This is a genomic window from Enterococcus sp. C46 (assembly GCF_040887565.1).
Lineage (GTDB): Bacteria > Bacillota > Bacilli > Lactobacillales > Enterococcaceae > Enterococcus_B > Enterococcus_B lactis.
In genome coordinates this window covers 1-18179 of record NZ_JBFOGA010000010.1, presented here as the reverse complement: position 1 = coordinate 18179, position 18179 = coordinate 1, and the positions used below count along the sequence as shown (strand labels likewise).

Below are 18179 nucleotides of genomic sequence, written 5' to 3'. Positions count from 1 at the left end.
CTATTCCATCATATGTTCTCTTCGATCACCTCTGCTAACTTCTGGATGCCTGTAGGGATTGGGACATACGCTTGGAAAGGGATACTAACAACAGGCTTTCCAACAGATTCTCCTAATTTTTTGAATTTATCCAAAAACATCGTCGTTTGCGGGCTGATCAGAAATAAATCAAAATCACTATTCTTAATCATATTATCGCCTTCTGTAGCTGAAACTGCATCTACGAGTACCTCTTCTCCTTTTTGCTTAAACAAATCCGTTGTCTTTGAGGCCATCATCGATGATGACATTCCTGCGGCACAAATAATCAATGCTTTTTTCATAAATCAATCACTCCTTTTATTTTTATAAATCAAGCATAACTTGTAAGCGTTTTCTATTCAAAATATATATTTCCGTAGCATTACGGAAAAAATGTGTATCATATCTTGAATAATAATTTCTGGCACCGTGATATACTAGTGATAGAATTTTTTCAGGAGGGGATTTAGTGAGTATCACAGTGAATATTTTGTATACAAGTACAAATGGACAAGCCAGAAAATTTGCAGAAGAAATGGTCGAAAGAAACATTGTCAAAGCGATTCGCGCAGAAGAAGGAAACGAGAAATATGACTATTACTTTCCACTAGAAGATCCAGAATCTCTTTTACTGATCGACCGTTGGAAAGATGAAGAAGCAATCGAAAAGCATCACAAATCCGAAATGATGGCCCAAATAAACGAACTCCGTAAAAAGTATAAATTAAAAATGAAAGTCGAACGTTTCACTGATCTACCTTAAAACAATGAAGTTGTGACAGACATGGTCAGTTTCAAGAAACAAGAAGGAATTTACGAAAATTGCTACTCAAATTTTTGTAAAATTTGGGCTCATTTTTCGAAGAAGATACTTCTGGAACACCGTTTATTCGTAAAAAGAGGCTGTGACAAAAGTCTTGTCACAGCCCCTTCTTCATTTTTTTCATTATTTTTTAGTGGAACTTACCAAAGGATTCACTTCATGTTTTTCTCTTATTTTTCGGATAAGTGTTTCAGTCAACCCAATATACATGACCCCTAGACATACCCCAAGAACATTCTCAAAGATACGGATTGACACTGCTCCTGGAACCCCGAATAAACTGGCAGTGATTGCCAAAGCACCAAAACAATTAAAAACTGTTTTATATCTATAGGTAGAACAAACACCTAAAGCTAGACCACCTAATATACCGACCCAGTTAAAAGGAATAAATTGGCTGATACCAATAAATAAAGCACATCCAATCAATGACCCAATGATTCGGTCTACTGCTCGTTCTTTGAAACCAATCGACATCAATCCATAGCTAGATACAATAGAAGAAAATGCAAACCCTGCCCACATCAATCGCTGAAAAGGGACATACTCTCCTGCAACAATCAAAAAGCTAATGCCAAATGCATAGATGAGCATCCAAATTTTTTCCTGCGAATACATGCCTTTCAAAAAAATCTCTTTAAACAAGCTTTTGTCTTTGTTCTTTTCTCGATGTTTTCTGTAAAGGAGAACTGAAAACCAACAAAAAAACAAAAACAATAAGCTACTTGTTTGTGTAAAGAAATTCTTGTTCAACGAATCTTTAGGTAACGAATAAACAATAAAGAGATATGAAAAGCCGTACAAAGAAGCATTCCCCATTTTGGGATCACTAGCGGTTGCCATTAATATGCTGCTTAGTAAAACAAAATGAATCAACATGCCCATAACTGTCCATTTAATCAGATGGACATAAGGCGCTGTTAATAGTGAGAGCATAACGATGGCTAAACTAATGATCGAATGAGAAATCTTATAACCAAAATCAACAAAACGAATACTCATCAACATACAGAATAAAACCACCGCGTATGGTTTATGCGTCGATTCAAACAATGTTGTAATGAAAATAATAAAACAAATGGCAAACAATACGATGAATAATGATCGTAAAAACAATGAACAAATATACATGCACTTTTCTTTTTTAGAAGCTGCTTCTCGTATTTTTTGTTTTAAAATAAACGGATCTAGTTGTAGAGACTGATAAAAATTCACCTGTTGTCGTCCTTTCTTTTACTTTTATTTCAATATTTTTTACAGTCAACTATGACAGGTTGTAAATACTATGGAACATCATATGGCGTTGTTATTTTCTTGTCAACTATTTTCTCTATTCATGTTTTTTTACAAAAAAACAGCTGACAGAGATTCTGCCAACTGCTTTTATCAGGTTATTTAATTAGCAACGATATTGACTAACTTATTTGGTACCGCAATAACTTTTCTGACTGTTTTGCCTTCGATATATTCTTGCACTGTTTCATTGGCTAATGCTACTTTTTCTAGCTCATCTTTCCCTAAGTCTCGGGGAACATTGCTTTTCGCACGAACTTTACCGTTTACTTGGAAAACAACTTCTACTTCGTCTTCCACAAGTGCTGCTTCGTCATATGTTGGCCATGGTGCGTAAGAAATACCACCATCATTTCCAAGGATAGACCATAGTTCTTCACCCATGTGAGGAGCAATCGGTGCGAGTAGTTGAACAAATCCTTCGATATATTCATAAGGCAGAGCGTCCACTTTATAGGCTTCATTGATAAAGACCATCAATTGGGAGATTGCTGTATTGAAATGAAGATTTTCATAGTCTTCTGTCACTTTTTTTACTGTTTGATGGTATACTTTATCAAGTTTGCCGTCGTTCAATGTAGTGATACGGTCACGCATTTTATTGTTTTCATCAACGATCAAACGCCATACACGATCTAAGAATTTACGGCTTCCTTCTAAGCCATTTTCGCTCCAAGCAATCGAAGCGTCTAATGGTCCCATGAACATTTCGTACATGCGCAGTGTATCTGCACCGTAAGTTTCAACCACATCATCAGGATTGACTACATTACCGCGAGATTTTGACATTTTTTCGTTGTTTTCGCCTAAGATCATTCCTTGATTGTATAGTTTTTGGAATGGTTCTTTTGTAGGAACAACACCGATATCGTATAAGAACTTATGCCAGAATCGTGCATATAGTAAATGAAGCACCGCATGTTCTGCTCCACCAATGTAGATGTCAACTGGTAGCCAACGCTTCAACTTTTCATAATCTGCTAGTTCTTTTTTGTTATGAGGGTCGATATAACGCAGGTAATACCATGAGCTTCCTGCCCATTGTGGCATTGTATTCGTTTCGCGACGGCCTTTTTTACCTGTTACAGGATCAACGACATTGACCCACTCCTCAATATTTGCTAATGGAGATTCTCCAGTACCGCTTGGCTTGATATTTTTTGTCTTAGGCAAACGTAATGGTAACTCTTCTTCTGGGACAGCTGTGACTGTTCCGTCTTCCCAGTGGATGATTGGGATTGGTTCGCCCCAGTAACGTTGACGGGAGAATAGCCAGTCACGTAAGCGATAGCTGACTTCTTTTTTCCCTACGCCATTTTCTTCTAGCCATTCATTCATTTTGTCGATTGCTTCTTGTTTGTTCATACCGTCTAGAAATTCAGAGTTGATGTGCGTACCATCTTCTGTGTAAGCAGCTTTTTGAACATCTCCACCTTCGATAACTGGAAGAATCTCTAGTCCGAAAGTTTGAGCGAATTCAAAGTCACGTTCATCATGTGCTGGAACAGCCATGATAGCTCCTGTGCCGTAAGAAGCTAATACATAATCAGCGATCCAGATTGGGATTTCTTTGCCATTGACTGGATTGATTGCGTAAGCACCAGTAAATACTCCTGTTTTTTCTTTTGCAAGATCTGTTCTCTTCAGATCTGATTTTTTCGCTGTCTCTTCGATATAAGCTTCTACAGCAGCTTTTTGTTCAGGGGTCGTAATTTCTCTAACAAGATCTAGTTCAGGTGCAAGAACCGAGTAAGTTGCACCGAATAAAGTATCTGGTCGTGTCGTAAACACGGTATAGGATTTATCCGTACCCGCCACTTTAAATTCAATATTTGCTCCCACTGAACGACCGATCCAATTTCTTTGCATTTCCTTGATGCTTTCTGGCCAGTCAACTAGTTCTAGATCATCCAATAAGCGATCGGCATAAGCAGTGATTTTCAACATCCATTGGCGCATTGGTTTTCTGACTACGTCATAGCCACCACGTTCACTTTTTCCATCGATCACTTCTTCATTTGAAATAACTGTTCCTAATTCAGGTACCCAGTTTACCGCTACTTCTGCTTCATAAGCCAGGCCTTTTTCATAAAGCTTTGTAAAGATCCATTGTGTCCATTTGTAATACTCTGGATCAGTTGTATTCACTTCGCGATTCCAGTCATAACTAAATCCTAAAGAATTGATTTGGCGTCGGAATGTTTCGATATTTTTTTGGGTAAATTCAGCCGGATCGTTTCCTGTATCTAACGCATATTGCTCTGCAGGTAGGCCGAATGCATCCCACCCCATTGGATGCAGTACGTTGTATCCTTGACTTCTTTTCACACGGGAAAGGATATCCGTTGCCGTATAACCTTCAGGATGCCCTACATGGAGCCCTTGTCCGGATGGATAGGGAAACATATCCAGTGCATAAAATTTTGGTTTTTCAGGATCATCATGGGTGTTGAAGGTATTCGTTTTTGCCCAGTATTTTTGCCATTTTTTCTCAATTTCTTTATGATTGTAACTCATTTTCTGTCCTCCTGTTCTATTAAAAACGCTTGTTTCTATTATAGCGAAAAAACCGGCAGAATCTGTTTCTTTTTGTTTTCTTTTACTTTGTTTTCTCAAACTTCACAAAAGAAATAAAAAAATCCTATAAAAAGATTGCTCTTTTTATAGGACGTAATCTACGCGGTACCACCTATTTTTACCTTAATGAAAAGGCCTCGAACGTTGTAACGGCCGTCACCGCCACCTGCTTACTCGAATATTCAGCAAGGGCAACTCAAAGGCGAGTTCAAAAGCATCCGTGCACATTCTCACCAACCATGTGCTCTCTGAAACTTCAGTCTTTTTACTACTTCCTTTTCAAGTGTTGTCATATTTAAGTAGCCTTATAGTAACAAATATTTTTGTGGAATTCAATCGTTATTTCTTTGAACAGCTATTTTATTTAGCTACAATCAATGTTTGACCTGGATAAATAAAGTTGTTTTTGATATTGTTCCATTCGATTAGTTGAGCCATTGTAATACCATGGCTGTCAGCAACGCCCCAAACAGATTCTCCAGATTTCACAGTATAGGTTTTCGAACCAGCAGGTGATTGTTGGTTTGTTGTTTGAGAAGAGCCTTTCTTCACGATCACTTGTTGTCCTGGATAGATGAAATTATTTTTGATATTATTCCATTCGATCAACTGATCCATCGTGATATGATGTTTGTTCGCTACGCTCCAAACTGACTCGCCTGCTTTCACGGTATACATCGTATTGCCAGAGGATGATGTACTTGTTGTAGCTGACGTATTCGGTGTATTTGGTTTCGCTGCCGAAGTAGTTGAACCTGTATTGGTATTTGTTGAATTGCCGCCTTTAACGATCAATTGCTGTCCTGGGTAAATAAAGTTGTTTTTGATATTATTCCATTCGATCAGCTGATTCATCGTGATGCCGTTTTTATTTGCTACGCTCCAAACAGATTCACCCGCCTTGACTGTATAAGTGCCTTGAGACGAACTGCTGCCAGTATTAGCTGAACTGCTGTTATTTGTATTGGCTGACGAACCTGTATTACTTGATGCGCTGTTTGTTGACCCACTGTTTGAAACAGTCAGTTGTTGTCCTGGATAAATAAAGTTATTTTGGATGTTGTTCCATTGGATCAGTTGAGCCATCGTAATTCCATATTTGTTGGAGACACTCCAAACAGAGTCTCCGGCTTTCACTGTGTATTTCGTTCCTGAAGCCGTATTAGAAGAACTTGAGTTAGACGAATTTGAACCACTTGTGTTGCCAGTATTTGCTCCAGTATTAGAAGAACCGCCATTTGATACGATCAGCTGTTGTCCTGGATAAACAAAATTATTCTTGATATTGTTCCATTCAATCAATTGAGCCATCGTAATTCCGTGATCATTTGAGATCTTCCAAACAGAATCGCCAGATTGAACAGTATATTTCGCCCCAGTTGTTTGTCCTCCATTTGATGTACCAGCATTTCCTGAAGAATTGGTATTGTTACCAGAATTATTCGTCGAAGAGCCATTTTCTTGGCTACCCTTGATCGTTAGTTTTTGTCCTGGATAAATGAAATTGTTTTGGATATTGTTCCATTGAATCAATTGGTCCATTGTAATACCGAATTTATTGGAGATTCCCCAAACAGAATCGCCAGATTGAACAGTATAAGTGGTCGAAGTTGCTGAACCTGAGTTTGTATTACCAGAATTACTTGAACCGCTAGTACTACCTGTATTTCCAGTATTATTACCACCTGTAGTGGCTCCACCGCCCGCGTTTCCGCTAGCTGGTGTATCATATTGGGTCAATCCGTAAGTCGTGATGATATTATTTAATTTGCTTGCATAACCAGGGTCTGTTGCATAACGACCTGTCAAACAAGCTGTCGCATCTGTATAGGATCTCGTGTTGCTCTTCCAAGTACCGGCATAGTAATAACCGTTGCCAAATGAAGTATTTCTAAGTACATAGGCATTGTCATTGAACGATTCAGCAAAAGAAGGATATTGTCGGAAAGGCTCCTTTTTATTTACCCATTGATTATTTAAAAATTCAAGCGTATCCATGTAGACGGTTTGTCCTTGATAGCTGCCTTTTATCCCAAAAAGATTATAATAAGGTGCTTGCGATAACGCACTACTGCCCCAACCACTTTCTACAACTGCTTGTGCGATCATCACTGATGCATACAAATCGTTGGCTTGAGCAATTGGCTGCGCATAAGTAGCAATTTCTGTGATAAATGCCGCTGTATTGATTCTTGCGCCGAACTGAACAGGTGTTTCATCCGCTTGAACAGGAACCGGCTGTACTAATGGAGCAGCGACAGAACAGCCTACCATCGCAGTTCCCACGATTGCTGCCCCTCGTTTTGCTTTTCGAAAACGTTTAGTCTGTTCTAAACGTCTCCGTTCTTTTCTTGCAATGTTTTCCATCTTCTATCCTCCAACTTCAATTTATCTATTATTAATAATTATAACTTCTCTTAATATTTATTAAAAGTTATTTAAGAGCTTTGTTGTTTTTTGTAATCATATTGTAATTTACCGTAATGAACAACTTCTGTTCATTTTCAAGTTCTTCCTACATCTATGTTCTTATTTACAAGGATTTCGAAAAACACTGATTTTATTTTCCTAACATTTCATTTGTATTACCAAAAAATGTCTTTCCGATTACAGTTATTTTTTTTATAAGAATATTGGTTATTCAAAGAGGGATCATACACTGGTTTTATCTCTTTACCGTTTTTTTCACTGGACCAAAAATGCTATAATAAGTCATTGCTTCAAAGGAGGAATTGTATGAAATATAAAACATCATTTCAGGTGACTGGCAGCTTCTTTCTTGTCCTGTTTTTTATTTTGGGCTGGATCGTAAAGTTCCATCTGTCGTGGCTTTCTGGTTTCGATCAGTGGTTTACAGACATTGTCAGAGCTTCTTATCCTAATCTGAACAGCTACCAACTCTTTATGACTAAATTCGGTAATCCTCTTACCGTCATCATTTTATTTGCTTGTACGGCTTTATGGATGTGGTATAAGAAAAAAAGGGCAGGAACAGTTTGGTTCGTTTCTGGATTTATTGTAATTGCTGGAATCATCAACCCGTTGATCAAACTATTTTTCATGCGAGAGCGCCCTTCATTGACACACTTAGTGGTTGAAACAAGTTACAGTTTCCCTAGTGGACATGCAGCAGGCAGTATGATTCTTTACGGCTCCTTCCTATTTCTGCTGCCAGCTTTTGTTCAAAAAAGAACCTTACGTACATTGCTTCAATTGCTGATGGTGTTTATTATAGTAAGTGTTGGGATAAGCCGCATTTATCTGGGTGTTCATTTTCCTACTGATATCATCGGCGGCTACTTACTCAGTCTTTCTTGGCTGTGCCTGACTTATCCAGTGTATAGAGAAAAAAGAAAACAAATAGATAACTCTTACAGAAAGAAGGACTTTTAATGACTTTTCCTTATTCAGAAGGAAATAAAAGATATCATTCTTGGAATTATGCTTTACGAAATGAGTTTGGCGGGAAAATTTTCAAGGTGCCGATTGATGGAGGGTTCGACTGCCCGAATCGAGATGGGACTGTTGCCCATGGCGGTTGTACTTTTTGCAGTGTATCTGGTTCGGGTGATATGATTGTTGCACCTGAAGATCCACTTCCAATCCAATTCCAGAAAGAAATCGACATGATGCATCAAAAATGGCCTCATGTCCAACAATACATCGTTTATTTCCAAAATTTTACAAACACCCATGCGCCAGTTGAGATAATCAAAGAACGATTTGAGCAAGTAGTCAATTTACCAGGTGTCGTAGGATTATCAGTCGGTACACGACCGGATTGTCTGCCAGATGAAGTAGTTGATTACCTTGCTGAACTGAACGAGCGAATGTATTTATGGGTAGAACTTGGATTGCAAACAACTTTTGAAGAAACTTCAAAGCTGATCAACCGTGCACATGATTATCAAACTTATTTAGATGGCGTGGCTAAATTACGCAAACATCATATCCGTGTTTGTACGCATTTGATCAACGGATTACCAGGCGAAAGTTTAGAGATGATGAAAGAAAATGTCAGACGCACTATTTTAGATTCCGATATCCAAGGAATCAAGCTCCATTTGATGCATCTGATGCGCAAAACGAGAATGTTGCGAGACTATCATGAAGGTCGACTTCAATTAATGAGTCGTCCTGACTATGTCAATGTCATTTGCGACCAGCTGGAAATGATACCAAAAGAGATCATCATCCATCGTTTGACAGGGGATGCGCCGTGGGATTCCTTGATTGGACCAATGTGGAGCTTAAAAAAATGGGAAGTCTTGAATGCAATTGATGAAGAACTTCTTCGCAGAGATAGCTTCCAAGGAAAATATGATGTACGGAAAAAGGTGAGTGTCTGATGTTGCAAACTGCTTTGCATTTCAGCCATACATTACTGCAAGAAATCTTGCAACCAGGAGATCACGTCGTAGATGCAACGATGGGCAATGGCCACGATACGGTTTTTCTAGCAGAACACATCGGAAAAACTGGTCATGTCTATAGTTTCGATATCCAGCAACAAGCAATCGATGCTACTCGTGAAAAGCTAGAACAGCATCAGTTAGAAGAACGTGTCTCATTGTTTCTACAAGGCCACGAAACGTTAGGAGAAGTGATAGCTGAACAACAAGATCTCAAAGCAGGGATCTTCAATCTAGGGTATCTCCCAAAAAGTGATAAAGCAATCATCACTATGCCAGAGACTACACGCACAGCTATGGAAGAAATATTGAAACGACTTGTGCCTCGCGGACGATTGATCCTTGTTGTCTACTATGGTCATGAAGGCGGAGAAAAAGAACTGGATATGGTTGATTCTTTTTGTTCCAAACTGCCACAGGAAACATATAATGTGCTGAATTATCGGTTTATCAACCAAAAGAACCAGCCGCCTATTTTATATTGTATTGAGAAAAAAAGATAAATAAAAAACGCAAAACATAAATGATATGTTTTGCGTTTTTTTCTCTAATACTCAGGTTAGAGCGTTGATTTCACAACCTCTTTATTCACGGTGCTCAAAAGCTTGCATCTGCGGTAATAAATCCAACCAAATCAAAAACATGAGAAGCTGTTTTTAATTGACTGTTCTTATTATTTGATGCAGGACAGCTTTTTCACAACCTCTTTATTCAAATACAAATTGATTATGATAAAGTTCCGCATAAAATCCATTTTCTGCTAATAATTCGTGATGACTGCCTTCTTCAATGACTTCCCCATCACGCAAGACAACGATTCTATCTGCATTCAAGATCGTTTTCAGCCGGTGAGCAATCACAAAGCTGGTTCTTCCTTTGATGGCTTCATCCATTGCTTTTTGGATTCTTGCTTCTGTTACCGTGTCTACATTACTTGTTGCTTCATCCAAAATCAATAAAGATGGATTTGTGATGATCGTTCGAGCAATACTGATCAACTGCTTTTGACCTGTACTGAACAAATTGTTTTCTTCGGATATCTCTGTATCATACCCTTTTTCTAACGTCATGATAAAGTCGTGAATGTTCGCTTGTTTTGCTGCATTGATGATTTCTTCATCTGAAGCATCTGGTTTACCGAATGTGATATTGTCTTTGATGGTGCCAGAGAACAAGACGGATTCTTGCAAAACGATTCCTACATGTCTACGTAATGCATCTAGATCATACTCTCGGATATCTATTCCATCGATTACTACTGACCCATCATTGACATCGTAAAAACGATTCAACAGATTCATGATCGTCGTTTTCCCAGATCCGGTTGGTCCAACAAGAGCAACCATTTCTCCTTTGTCCACATTGATTGAGACATCCTTCAAGACTAGTTTTTCTGGAGAATAACCAAAATCTACGTGTTGCAAGGCAAGTCCTTGTTCCACTCCATCAAATGCTTTACCGTTTTCTGGTTTGACTTCATCTTTTTCATCAAACATTTCATTTAATCGTCTTGCCCCTGTGATTGCTAATTGGATCATGCTGTACCCAGAAGAAATCTGCATCAATGGTTGGTAGTATTGTTGTGAATATTGGACGAATGTCACAACTAAGCCTAACGCCACCGAACGTTCCAAATCGCCATTCAATGCTAACCAGCCGCCGAAAAAGATAACGATTGCTGTATTGACTAGTGACATTCCTTGCATCATCGGAAATAGTAAGCCAGAATAAGCTTGTCCTTTGAACGTTGCTTCGCGAACACTTTGATTATGTTCTAAGAATCCTTCAATCGTTTCTTCTTGTAAGCCATTTGTGATGATGACACGTTGTCCGCTGATTTTTTCATCCATATAGCCATTCAGTTTTCCCACTTCATCTTGCTGAAGATCCACATATTTTCGCGCTTTTCGAATAATCAAGACAGCTATCAAAATAGCTACTGGAGTAGAAGCAATCGTAGCCCAAGCTAATTCTACATTTTGACGAAACATCATAATCAAGATTCCGACAAGTAAAACAGCATTCGTGATGACTTGAAGCAATGCTTGGTTCAAACTATTTTGAATATTATCTAAGTCACTGGTAAAACGACTTAAAATTTCACCGTCTTGATGAGAATCAAAGAAGCGAATCGTCAATTTTTCCAATTTGTTGAATAAACCGATACGCATCCGGTTCGTTGACTTCCCTACTACTTGAGTGAATAAAATACTATAGATAAAGTTGGCTGCACTAGCTAATACATAAAACAACAAGAGTTTCCATATTACAGAAACAAATTTGCTTTTATCGTCTACGCCTTGCATCAAGCCACCTACGTAATTTGCTAATTCTTGAAAAGCTTCCCCGATATACTGAGGTGCTTTTACTTGTAGATAGGTAGCAATAATTACTGTGATAAAGATAAAGAAAAAGGAGAGTTTGTACCGCTTCAAATAGTGATAGAAAAATTTACTTGCTTTTATTAAATCAGTCATACTTACTCCTCCGTTCCTTTTTGAGTTTCAAAGATTTCCTGATAGACACGGTTTCCAGCTACCAATTCCTCATGGGTTCCTTCACCGACTAATCTACCTTCATCCAATACTAAGATGCGATCTGCTTTGACAACAGAAGCAATTTTTTGTGCGATGACGATCGTCGTTGTTCCCTTCAAATCTCGATTAAGTGCTTCTCGGACCAGTTTTTCAGAGCGAGCATCCAATGCACTCGTACTATCATCTAAAATCAAGATCTTTGGATCACCGATAACACCACGAGTAATGGATAGTCGCTGCTTTTGTCCACCAGAAAAATTGCTGCTTCGTTCTTCTACTGGTGCTTCGTAACGATCAGATAGCTTTTCGATGAATTCTTTTGCTTGAGCAATAGAAGAAGCATGTTCCATCTCTTTTTCTGTTGCATTCTTTTTTCCTTGGCGCAAGTTTTGAGCAATCGTTCCTGAGAATAAAATTGCTTTTTGCAAAACAAAGGACACCGTTTGTCTTAAACTCTTTTCATTTACTTGGCGAAGGTCTACACCACCTACTTCTACTTTTCCTTCTGTTGGATCAAATAGACGAGGAATCAGCTGTGCTAGTGTGGATTTCCCGGCACCAGTCGCCCCGACAATCCCGACCATTTCTCCAGGTTTGATAGAAAAGCTGATATCTTTAAGCGTATCTGTATCCTCACCAGGATAACGAAAAGAAACATGGTCAAAAGTGACAGAACCCGTCAACTCTTGTTCTGGAACGTCTAAATAAGTAAGATCTGGTTCAGCATCTAAAATTTCCGCAATCCGCTTCAGCGATACGGCTGCTCTTGAAGTCATCATCATCATCATTCCACCGATAATGATTGCCATCATGATCTGCATCAAGTAATTCATGAATGAAGCAATTCCACCAATTAATGTAGGATCATCTTTAACAAGGTCGCTCACAAAGAAGATTGCTCCAACCACAGCCAAATTGGCAGCCAACATGAAGGACGGGATCATCACAGAAAATAATGTACCGACTATGATGTTGTGTTTTGTTAAGTCTTCACTTACTTTGCTGAATGTCTTCAATTGGTTTTCTTCCTGTACAAAAGATTTCACTACACGAATCCCTAGTAAGTTTTCTTTTGCAATGCTATTTACACGATCAATCAGTTTTTGAATGATCATGAAGTGCTTACCCATCCGTGTAAATGAAAGTGCCGTGATAAGAAATACCGTAACGATAAGCGCTACGATGATCCACCACAATTGTGGCATCGTGATCATAGCTAAAATGAAGGCACCAATAAATAAGAATGGAATTCGAAAAAGTGATTGCAAAGAAATCATCACTAAATTTTGGATTTGCGTGATATCATTTGTTAGACGAACAACAAGATTCCCAGCAGAGAACTGTTCGATATTCCCAAATGAAAATGTCTGGATCTTTCGAAAAGCTTCTTCTCGGATATCTGCACTTACGCCCTGAGCTACTTTCGCAGAGAAAATCGTGTTCGTTACACCTGCAGCTAATCCTAGCAAAGCCAGACTGATCAGATAAATACCGATTGTTTTCATTTCATCATTATCTTCTGTAATAATAGCTTCCAATACTTGCTGTAGTAATTTAGGTTGCCATAATGCTGCTGCAACCATGACTGCTACGGACAGCAAGGAAATAAAAACAGCTACTTTATATTTTTTCGCATGTCGTAAGATTAATTTCATTCGTTGATTACACCCCTTTGTTTAAATTGACAGGACTAATTTAACACTGTAAAATTAGACCGACTAACAATTTACCATGTTTAAAAAGATAATGCAATACACGAGGTTGATAAAATGGAAATAAAGCTTTCTCAAGCCATCATCATTCAGGCCGCTTTTGATATCCTGGCTGAAACACAAGCTCTTTCGCAGCTTTCCATGCGAAACATCGCAAACAGAATTCACGTTCAAGCGCCTGCTTTATATTGGTATTTCAAAAATAAACAACAGCTCTTGCAGAAAATGGCTGAAACAATGGAAGAAGAATTAGCGCTTCCAGATCCAACTTTGCCCTGGAATGAACAGTTGCTACAGTATATGGAAAATTACTATGACCTTTACACACGTTTTCCTTGTGGGGCAGAATTAGAAATCAATACTGTGCCCGCTTTTCCGAGTCGATTAGAACATTTGGAACAAATGATCCAACTACTTGTTCGTGAAGGATTTTCAGTCACTCAAAGTCATCAGGCCATTGCCTCTCTCCACAATTTATTGATTGGACAGCTAATGGATCAGCAGCATGAACAACAGCTTCGGCAAAAGATTATGGACGGAAATGAATTTTTGAAAGAAACAGTTCTATTTATGCGTAATTATGTAGTCGAAAATCAATTAGAGGGTTTTAAAGAAAGTATGCAGTCCCATGCAGAATTGAATGAAAAAGCACTCTTTCTAACGAGTGCACAAACCTATATTGAAGGTTTATGCCAACAAAATAAAAGAAGAGAAAACAATCGATAAAAAAAGCTCCTATAAAGGTCACCAACAAAGTGATCTCTATAGGAGCTATCTTTTTAAGTCTCTTTTTTACTTTTCTTCCATCAGCCACACCAATGCACGTTGGATCCATTGATCCCAGAAGACCCAATTATGATCGCCAGGTCCTTGTTCAAAGGTGACCGCTAAGCCTTGTTCCTGCATAGCAGATACCATTTCCTGATTTGCTTGATAAAGAAAATCAGATTCCCCACAAGCCATATAAAACCTTGGGACTGTTTTTCCGCTTTTTACTAATTCTTTCAATAAATATTGTGGATCATTCTTTGAACCTTCGATTTGATCCAATGGTCCAAAGATTCCTTCCCAAAAGGCTGCTTTACGAACCATCAAAAGATCATCCATTCGGTTTCCTACAGAAACAGCGCCTGAAAGAGAGATTACTGCTGCGAAATTTTCTGATTTTGCAAGGCCTAGTTTTAATGCGCCATATCCGCCCATCGATAATCCAGCGGCATATGTTTTTTCCCTTTTTCTTGTTAATTGTGGGAATAGTTCATGACAAATCTCAGGTAGCTCTTCTGCAATGAACGTCCAATATTTCATATCATAAGCCGTATCTGTGTACCATCCAAGATCAGTAGATGGCATTATGACAGCTAATCCGTAGTCTGCTACGTAACGTTCAATCGACGTACGTCTTTCCCATACACTATGATTGCCACCCATCCCATGAAGTAAATATAAAACAGGTATGTCCGTTGTCGCTTGCTCTGAACTGGTGCCAATCACCTTTTTAGTTGTTTGTGGGAGTATCACATTTAGATTGACTTCCATTTCTAATACATTCGAATAAATATTTGCTTGAATAAATGCCATATTTTCGCCTTCCTTAGTAAGAAGTTATTTTTGAATAACTTTAAATTTGAATGATTCGGCAGAGTACATGTCTCGACCGAAACTACTGTTTTATTTTACCACGTTTTTCATGAACGAAAAGCGTTAAGACCAAAGCAATGATCACGAGTAACAAGCCAACTAGATAAACGGAATGTAACCCATCATAAAGAATTTTTCTTAATGGCAACAGAATATCCGCATCGATATATTTAGCCGTTTGTGGATTCACCAGTTTGTTCATGATATCTGCATCATTTGTTAAATTTGCTGCTGCAAGTTCTCGTTTAGTTACCCCATTTATCAATAAACCAAAAATAGAAACCATAACTGTTTGACCAATTGTTCGAACTAACGTATTAAAAGAAGTTGCTACACCAAGCTGATCACGAGATACACTATTTTGTGCACTGACAGTCGAGGTAGTCATGGTCACACCTAAGCCTATACCGATGACCGTTGATATAGCAAAAAACCATAAATAGTTACTTCTGAAAGGCATAAGATACAACCAAGCGCCCCCAATAGCTGCGATTAGTAATCCAATTCTCAAGACCCAATGAGTTTCCATTTGAGTCATCCACTTGCTTGCAAGGAAAGAACCGACCATCCAGACTAGTGATAATGGTGCTAATACCAACCCACCAATTGCTGCATTCAGTCCTAATACACCTTGCATCCACATAGGAATATAAACATCGATTCCCATCAAAAAACCACTAGCCAATGCTGCAGCCAAGTTTACCACAACAAATAGTGGATTTTTGAATAAATGCATCATGATAACAGGATCTTTAGCTCTTTTTTCGGCAAAAATAAAAATACCTAACAGTACGATACTTCCTAGCAACAAAGCAGAAACAAGCGGACTCATTCCTTCGTCTCCTAATAATTGGAACCCTAACAGCAATGTGACAAGCATGGCCATCAAACTAAAACTACCAAAAATATCCATTGGTTTAGACTCATGTATGATTTTTGGTTCATTTAAATATAGCCAAATAAAAATAATTAATAGAATTCCGATCGGCACATTGATAAAAAAGATCCAGTGCCAGCTGATCGTTTCAACGATGAATCCTCCCGCAAGCGGTCCAAAAACACTGGCAATCCCCCAAGCTGAACTATTCAAACCTAAAACTTTTGCTCGCTTTTCAATAGAATAAAGATCGCCGATGATCGTCAAAGCTACTGGCATCATTGCTCCAGCACCCATCCCTTGAATCGCACGAGCAGCAATCAACCCAATCATGCTTTGAGATAAACCGCAAAATAACGAACCGATAATAAACAATAATGTCCCAAAAATAAAAATTGGTTTTCGTCCCACTTTATCCGCAAGTTTTCCGTAAATCGGAGTAAGCATAGCGTTTGTCAGCAAATAAATCGAAAATACCCAGTTCATGATTTCCATTCCATGTAATGAGCCGACAATCGTTGGCATAGCGGTTGTTACGATTGTCCCTTCAATAGCCGTCATGAACGTTGCAATGAAAACACTCACTGTGACTAAAGTAACGTTTGTTTCTTTTTTCATCTTATGCCTCCTTTTTCATCATGACAGGATCTAAAAATAGATAAATACTCACTATCTTTTTCAAGAGGTGCACTGCCATAAAAAAAGCTGGAACAACCACCATTCGGCGATCGTTCCAGCTGAATATAGCTTATTTTGCTAAACTTGCTTTCAATGCATCTACTTTGTCCGTATGTTCCCAAGGCAAATCCACATCTGTACGGCCAAAATGACCGTAAGCAGCTGTTTGTTTGTAAATCGGACGACGCAAATCAAGCATCTCGATGATTCCTGCTGGCCGAAGATCGAAGTTTTCTCTCACTGCAGCAATCAATTCTTCTTCCGGAACCGTTCCAGTACCGAAAGTATTGATTGAGATCGAGACAGGTTGAGCAACACCAATCGCATAAGCTAGCTGTACTTCTGCTTTGCGAGCAAGCCCTGCTGCAACGATGTTTTTAGCAATATAACGTGCAGCATAGCTGGCAGAACGGTCAACTTTTGTCGCATCTTTACCAGAAAAAGCACCGCCACCATGACGAGCATAACCGCCATACGTATCAACAATGATTTTTCTTCCTGTTAATCCTGCATCCCCTTGAGGACCACCAATGACAAATCGGCCAGTCGGATTGATATAATATTTTGTTTGATCATCTAATAATTCAGCTGGAATAACTTCCTTCACTACTTTTTCGATGACATCATGACGAATTGTTTCATTATCTACTGCATCATCATGCTGTGTTGAAATAACGATTGTATCTACACGTTCAGGTTGTCCTTGATCATCATATTCAACTGTGACTTGAGATTTTGCATCTGGACGTAAATACGTTAATTCATTTGATTTACGCAAATCTGCCAAGCGGCGTACCAGACGATGACTCAAAGCGATTGGTAAAGGCATTAATTCCGGTGTTTCATCTACAGCAAAACCAAACATTAACCCTTGGTCGCCAGCACCAATTTCATCTAATACGTCTTTTTTATCTTCATCCCGGATCTCAAGTGCTTCGTCAACTCCTTGAGCAATATCAGGAGATTGTTCATCAATCGCAACCAATACAGCTGCTGTATCTCCATCAAATCCGAATTTTGCACGTGTATAACCAATTTCTTTTATTGTTTCCCGTACGACTTTTTGAATATCTACATATGCCGTCGTAGATATTTCTCCAAATACTAAAACAAGCCCAGTTGTTACAGATGTTTCACACGCTACTCGTGCTGTTGGGTCTTGTTCTAAAATTGCATCCAAGATCGCATCACTGATTTGGTCAGCGATTTTATCTGGATGTCCTTCAGAAACAGATTCTGATGTAAATAAGTGTCTTTCTACCATTATAATGATTCCCCCTAGTTAAATTCGGTTACAAGGCATCTCCGTCCTGCGGATCCTTTCGGGAACTTGCAACGAACCAAGTATAGCAGATAAAACAGTTTTCTGCTCGTATTTTTTCATTTTTTTGCTTAAAAAATATAAATATTTTACATTAGATTTATCCAAAAAAGCTTAGCACAATCATCTATAAAGATAACTCTGCTAAGCCTTTTAAAATCATTCTTTCAGATAAAAAGAAAAAGATACTCATCAAGTATCTTCCATGACCCGTACGGGATTCGAACCCGTGTTACCGCCGTGAAAGGGCGGTGTCTTAACCGCTTGACCAACGGGCCAATAAAATA

The 18179-nt window shown here is 38.6% G+C and carries 14 protein-coding genes, 1 tRNA gene, 1 riboswitch and 1 other annotated feature; of the genes, 5 read left to right on the top strand and 10 right to left on the bottom strand.

Features of this window, described 5'->3' with window-relative positions:
- Positions 1-8 precede the first annotated feature (8 nt).
- Positions 9-323 (bottom strand): PTS cellobiose transporter subunit IIB, encoded by a 315-nt coding sequence (locus tag AB3I27_RS12235; protein ID WP_002310819.1) that lies wholly within the window; start codon positions 321-323, stop codon positions 9-11.
- A gap of 167 nt (positions 324-490) precedes the next feature.
- On the opposite strand from AB3I27_RS12235, the gene AB3I27_RS12230 reads away from it, so the two are divergent.
- Positions 491-784 carry an antibiotic biosynthesis monooxygenase family protein gene (locus AB3I27_RS12230; RefSeq protein ID WP_002285944.1) on the top strand — a complete coding sequence of 98 codons (294 nt, stop codon included), beginning with the start codon at positions 491-493 and terminating at the stop codon, positions 782-784.
- A 183-nt stretch (positions 785-967) separates the two neighbouring features.
- On the opposite strand, the gene AB3I27_RS12225 is transcribed toward AB3I27_RS12230, so the two are convergent.
- The 3 genes from AB3I27_RS12225 to AB3I27_RS12215 all read right to left on the bottom strand — a co-directional run bounded on the left by AB3I27_RS12225 (position 968) and on the right by AB3I27_RS12215 (position 7081).
- Positions 968-2059, bottom strand: coding sequence for an FUSC family protein (locus tag AB3I27_RS12225; protein WP_104760374.1), 1092 nt, complete (start codon positions 2057-2059; stop codon positions 968-970).
- 180 nt (positions 2060-2239) lie between these two features.
- Positions 2240-4654, bottom strand: a complete 2415-nt coding sequence (gene leuS / locus AB3I27_RS12220) for a leucine--tRNA ligase (RefSeq protein ID WP_002310817.1) — start codon at positions 4652-4654, stop codon at positions 2240-2242.
- Between the two features lie 144 nt (positions 4655-4798).
- Positions 4799-5005: a binding site (T-box leader), on the bottom strand.
- Between the two features lie 69 nt (positions 5006-5074).
- The gene (locus AB3I27_RS12215; RefSeq protein WP_104760375.1) at positions 5075-7081 is read right to left on the bottom strand and encodes a LysM peptidoglycan-binding domain-containing protein; all 2007 of its coding nucleotides are present in this window, start codon (positions 7079-7081) and stop codon (positions 5075-5077) included.
- 369 nt (positions 7082-7450) lie between these two features.
- Between AB3I27_RS12215 and AB3I27_RS12210 the strand changes: the two genes are divergently transcribed.
- The 3 genes from AB3I27_RS12210 to AB3I27_RS12200 are packed head-to-tail and all read left to right on the top strand — an operon-like array spanning position 7451 to position 9629.
- Positions 7451-8107 (top strand): phosphatase PAP2 family protein, encoded by a 657-nt coding sequence (locus AB3I27_RS12210; RefSeq protein WP_104760376.1) that lies wholly within the window; start codon positions 7451-7453, stop codon positions 8105-8107.
- A complete protein-coding gene (locus tag AB3I27_RS12205; protein WP_002314449.1) occupies positions 8107-9063 on the top strand; it encodes a TIGR01212 family radical SAM protein in 957 nt (318 codons plus the stop codon). The genes AB3I27_RS12210 and AB3I27_RS12205 overlap by 1 nt, the downstream gene beginning before the upstream one ends.
- Positions 9063-9629, top strand: a complete 567-nt coding sequence (locus AB3I27_RS12200) for a class I SAM-dependent methyltransferase (RefSeq protein WP_002320153.1) — start codon at positions 9063-9065, stop codon at positions 9627-9629. The genes AB3I27_RS12205 and AB3I27_RS12200 overlap by 1 nt, the downstream gene beginning before the upstream one ends.
- 204 nt (positions 9630-9833) lie before the next feature.
- Here the strand turns inward: AB3I27_RS12200 and AB3I27_RS12195 are convergent, their stop codons facing one another.
- Positions 9834-11603 carry an ABC transporter ATP-binding protein gene (locus AB3I27_RS12195; protein WP_002292737.1) on the bottom strand — a complete coding sequence of 590 codons (1770 nt, stop codon included), beginning with the start codon at positions 11601-11603 and terminating at the stop codon, positions 9834-9836.
- A gap of 2 nt (positions 11604-11605) precedes the next feature.
- Positions 11606-13318: an ABC transporter ATP-binding protein gene (locus AB3I27_RS12190; RefSeq protein ID WP_002310813.1), complete on the bottom strand. Its 1713-nt coding sequence runs from the start codon at positions 13316-13318 to the stop codon at positions 11606-11608.
- A gap of 114 nt (positions 13319-13432) precedes the next feature.
- Here AB3I27_RS12190 and AB3I27_RS12185 point away from each other — a divergent pair, with 114 nt between their 5' ends.
- On the top strand, positions 13433-14101 hold the full coding sequence (locus AB3I27_RS12185; protein ID WP_002310812.1) for a TetR/AcrR family transcriptional regulator C-terminal domain-containing protein: 669 nt from the start codon (positions 13433-13435) through the stop codon (positions 14099-14101).
- 66 nt (positions 14102-14167) lie between these two features.
- Here AB3I27_RS12185 and AB3I27_RS12180 read toward each other — a convergent pair whose 3' ends face one another.
- From AB3I27_RS12180 to AB3I27_RS12165, 4 genes are all read right to left on the bottom strand, one after another.
- The gene (locus AB3I27_RS12180; protein WP_002310811.1) at positions 14168-14956 is read right to left on the bottom strand and encodes an alpha/beta hydrolase family protein; all 789 of its coding nucleotides are present in this window, start codon (positions 14954-14956) and stop codon (positions 14168-14170) included.
- An 82-nt stretch (positions 14957-15038) separates the two neighbouring features.
- A complete protein-coding gene (locus tag AB3I27_RS12175) occupies positions 15039-16511 on the bottom strand; it encodes an MDR family MFS transporter (RefSeq protein ID WP_002310808.1) in 1473 nt (490 codons plus the stop codon).
- A 130-nt stretch (positions 16512-16641) separates the two neighbouring features.
- On the bottom strand, positions 16642-17835 hold the full coding sequence (gene metK / locus AB3I27_RS12170; protein ID WP_002292731.1) for a methionine adenosyltransferase: 1194 nt from the start codon (positions 17833-17835) through the stop codon (positions 16642-16644).
- Positions 17833-17912: riboswitch (SMK box riboswitch) on the bottom strand. (Overlaps the previous gene by 3 nt.)
- A 186-nt stretch (positions 17913-18098) precedes the next feature.
- Positions 18099-18170: transfer RNA gene (locus AB3I27_RS12165), tRNA-Glu, on the bottom strand.
- Between the last annotated feature and the right edge of the window lie 9 nt (positions 18171-18179).

Coding starts and splice junctions, on each gene's coding strand:
- AB3I27_RS12235 (WP_002310819.1), bottom strand. CDS start 323: ATGAAAAAAGCATTGATTATTTGTGCCGCAGGAATGTCATCATCGATG.
- leuS (WP_002310817.1), bottom strand. CDS start 4,654: ATGAGTTACAATCATAAAGAAATTGAGAAAAAATGGCAAAAATACTGG.
- AB3I27_RS12215 (WP_104760375.1), bottom strand. CDS start 7,081: ATGGAAAACATTGCAAGAAAAGAACGGAGACGTTTAGAACAGACTAAA.
- AB3I27_RS12210 (WP_104760376.1), top strand. CDS start 7,451: ATGAAATATAAAACATCATTTCAGGTGACTGGCAGCTTCTTTCTTGTC.
- AB3I27_RS12205 (WP_002314449.1), top strand. CDS start 8,107: ATGACTTTTCCTTATTCAGAAGGAAATAAAAGATATCATTCTTGGAAT.
- AB3I27_RS12200 (WP_002320153.1), top strand. CDS start 9,063: ATGTTGCAAACTGCTTTGCATTTCAGCCATACATTACTGCAAGAAATC.
- AB3I27_RS12195 (WP_002292737.1), bottom strand. CDS start 11,603: ATGACTGATTTAATAAAAGCAAGTAAATTTTTCTATCACTATTTGAAG.
- AB3I27_RS12190 (WP_002310813.1), bottom strand. CDS start 13,318: ATGAAATTAATCTTACGACATGCGAAAAAATATAAAGTAGCTGTTTTT.
- AB3I27_RS12185 (WP_002310812.1), top strand. CDS start 13,433: ATGGAAATAAAGCTTTCTCAAGCCATCATCATTCAGGCCGCTTTTGAT.
- AB3I27_RS12180 (WP_002310811.1), bottom strand. CDS start 14,956: ATGGCATTTATTCAAGCAAATATTTATTCGAATGTATTAGAAATGGAA.
- AB3I27_RS12175 (WP_002310808.1), bottom strand. CDS start 16,511: ATGAAAAAAGAAACAAACGTTACTTTAGTCACAGTGAGTGTTTTCATT.
- metK (WP_002292731.1), bottom strand. CDS start 17,835: ATGGTAGAAAGACACTTATTTACATCAGAATCTGTTTCTGAAGGACAT.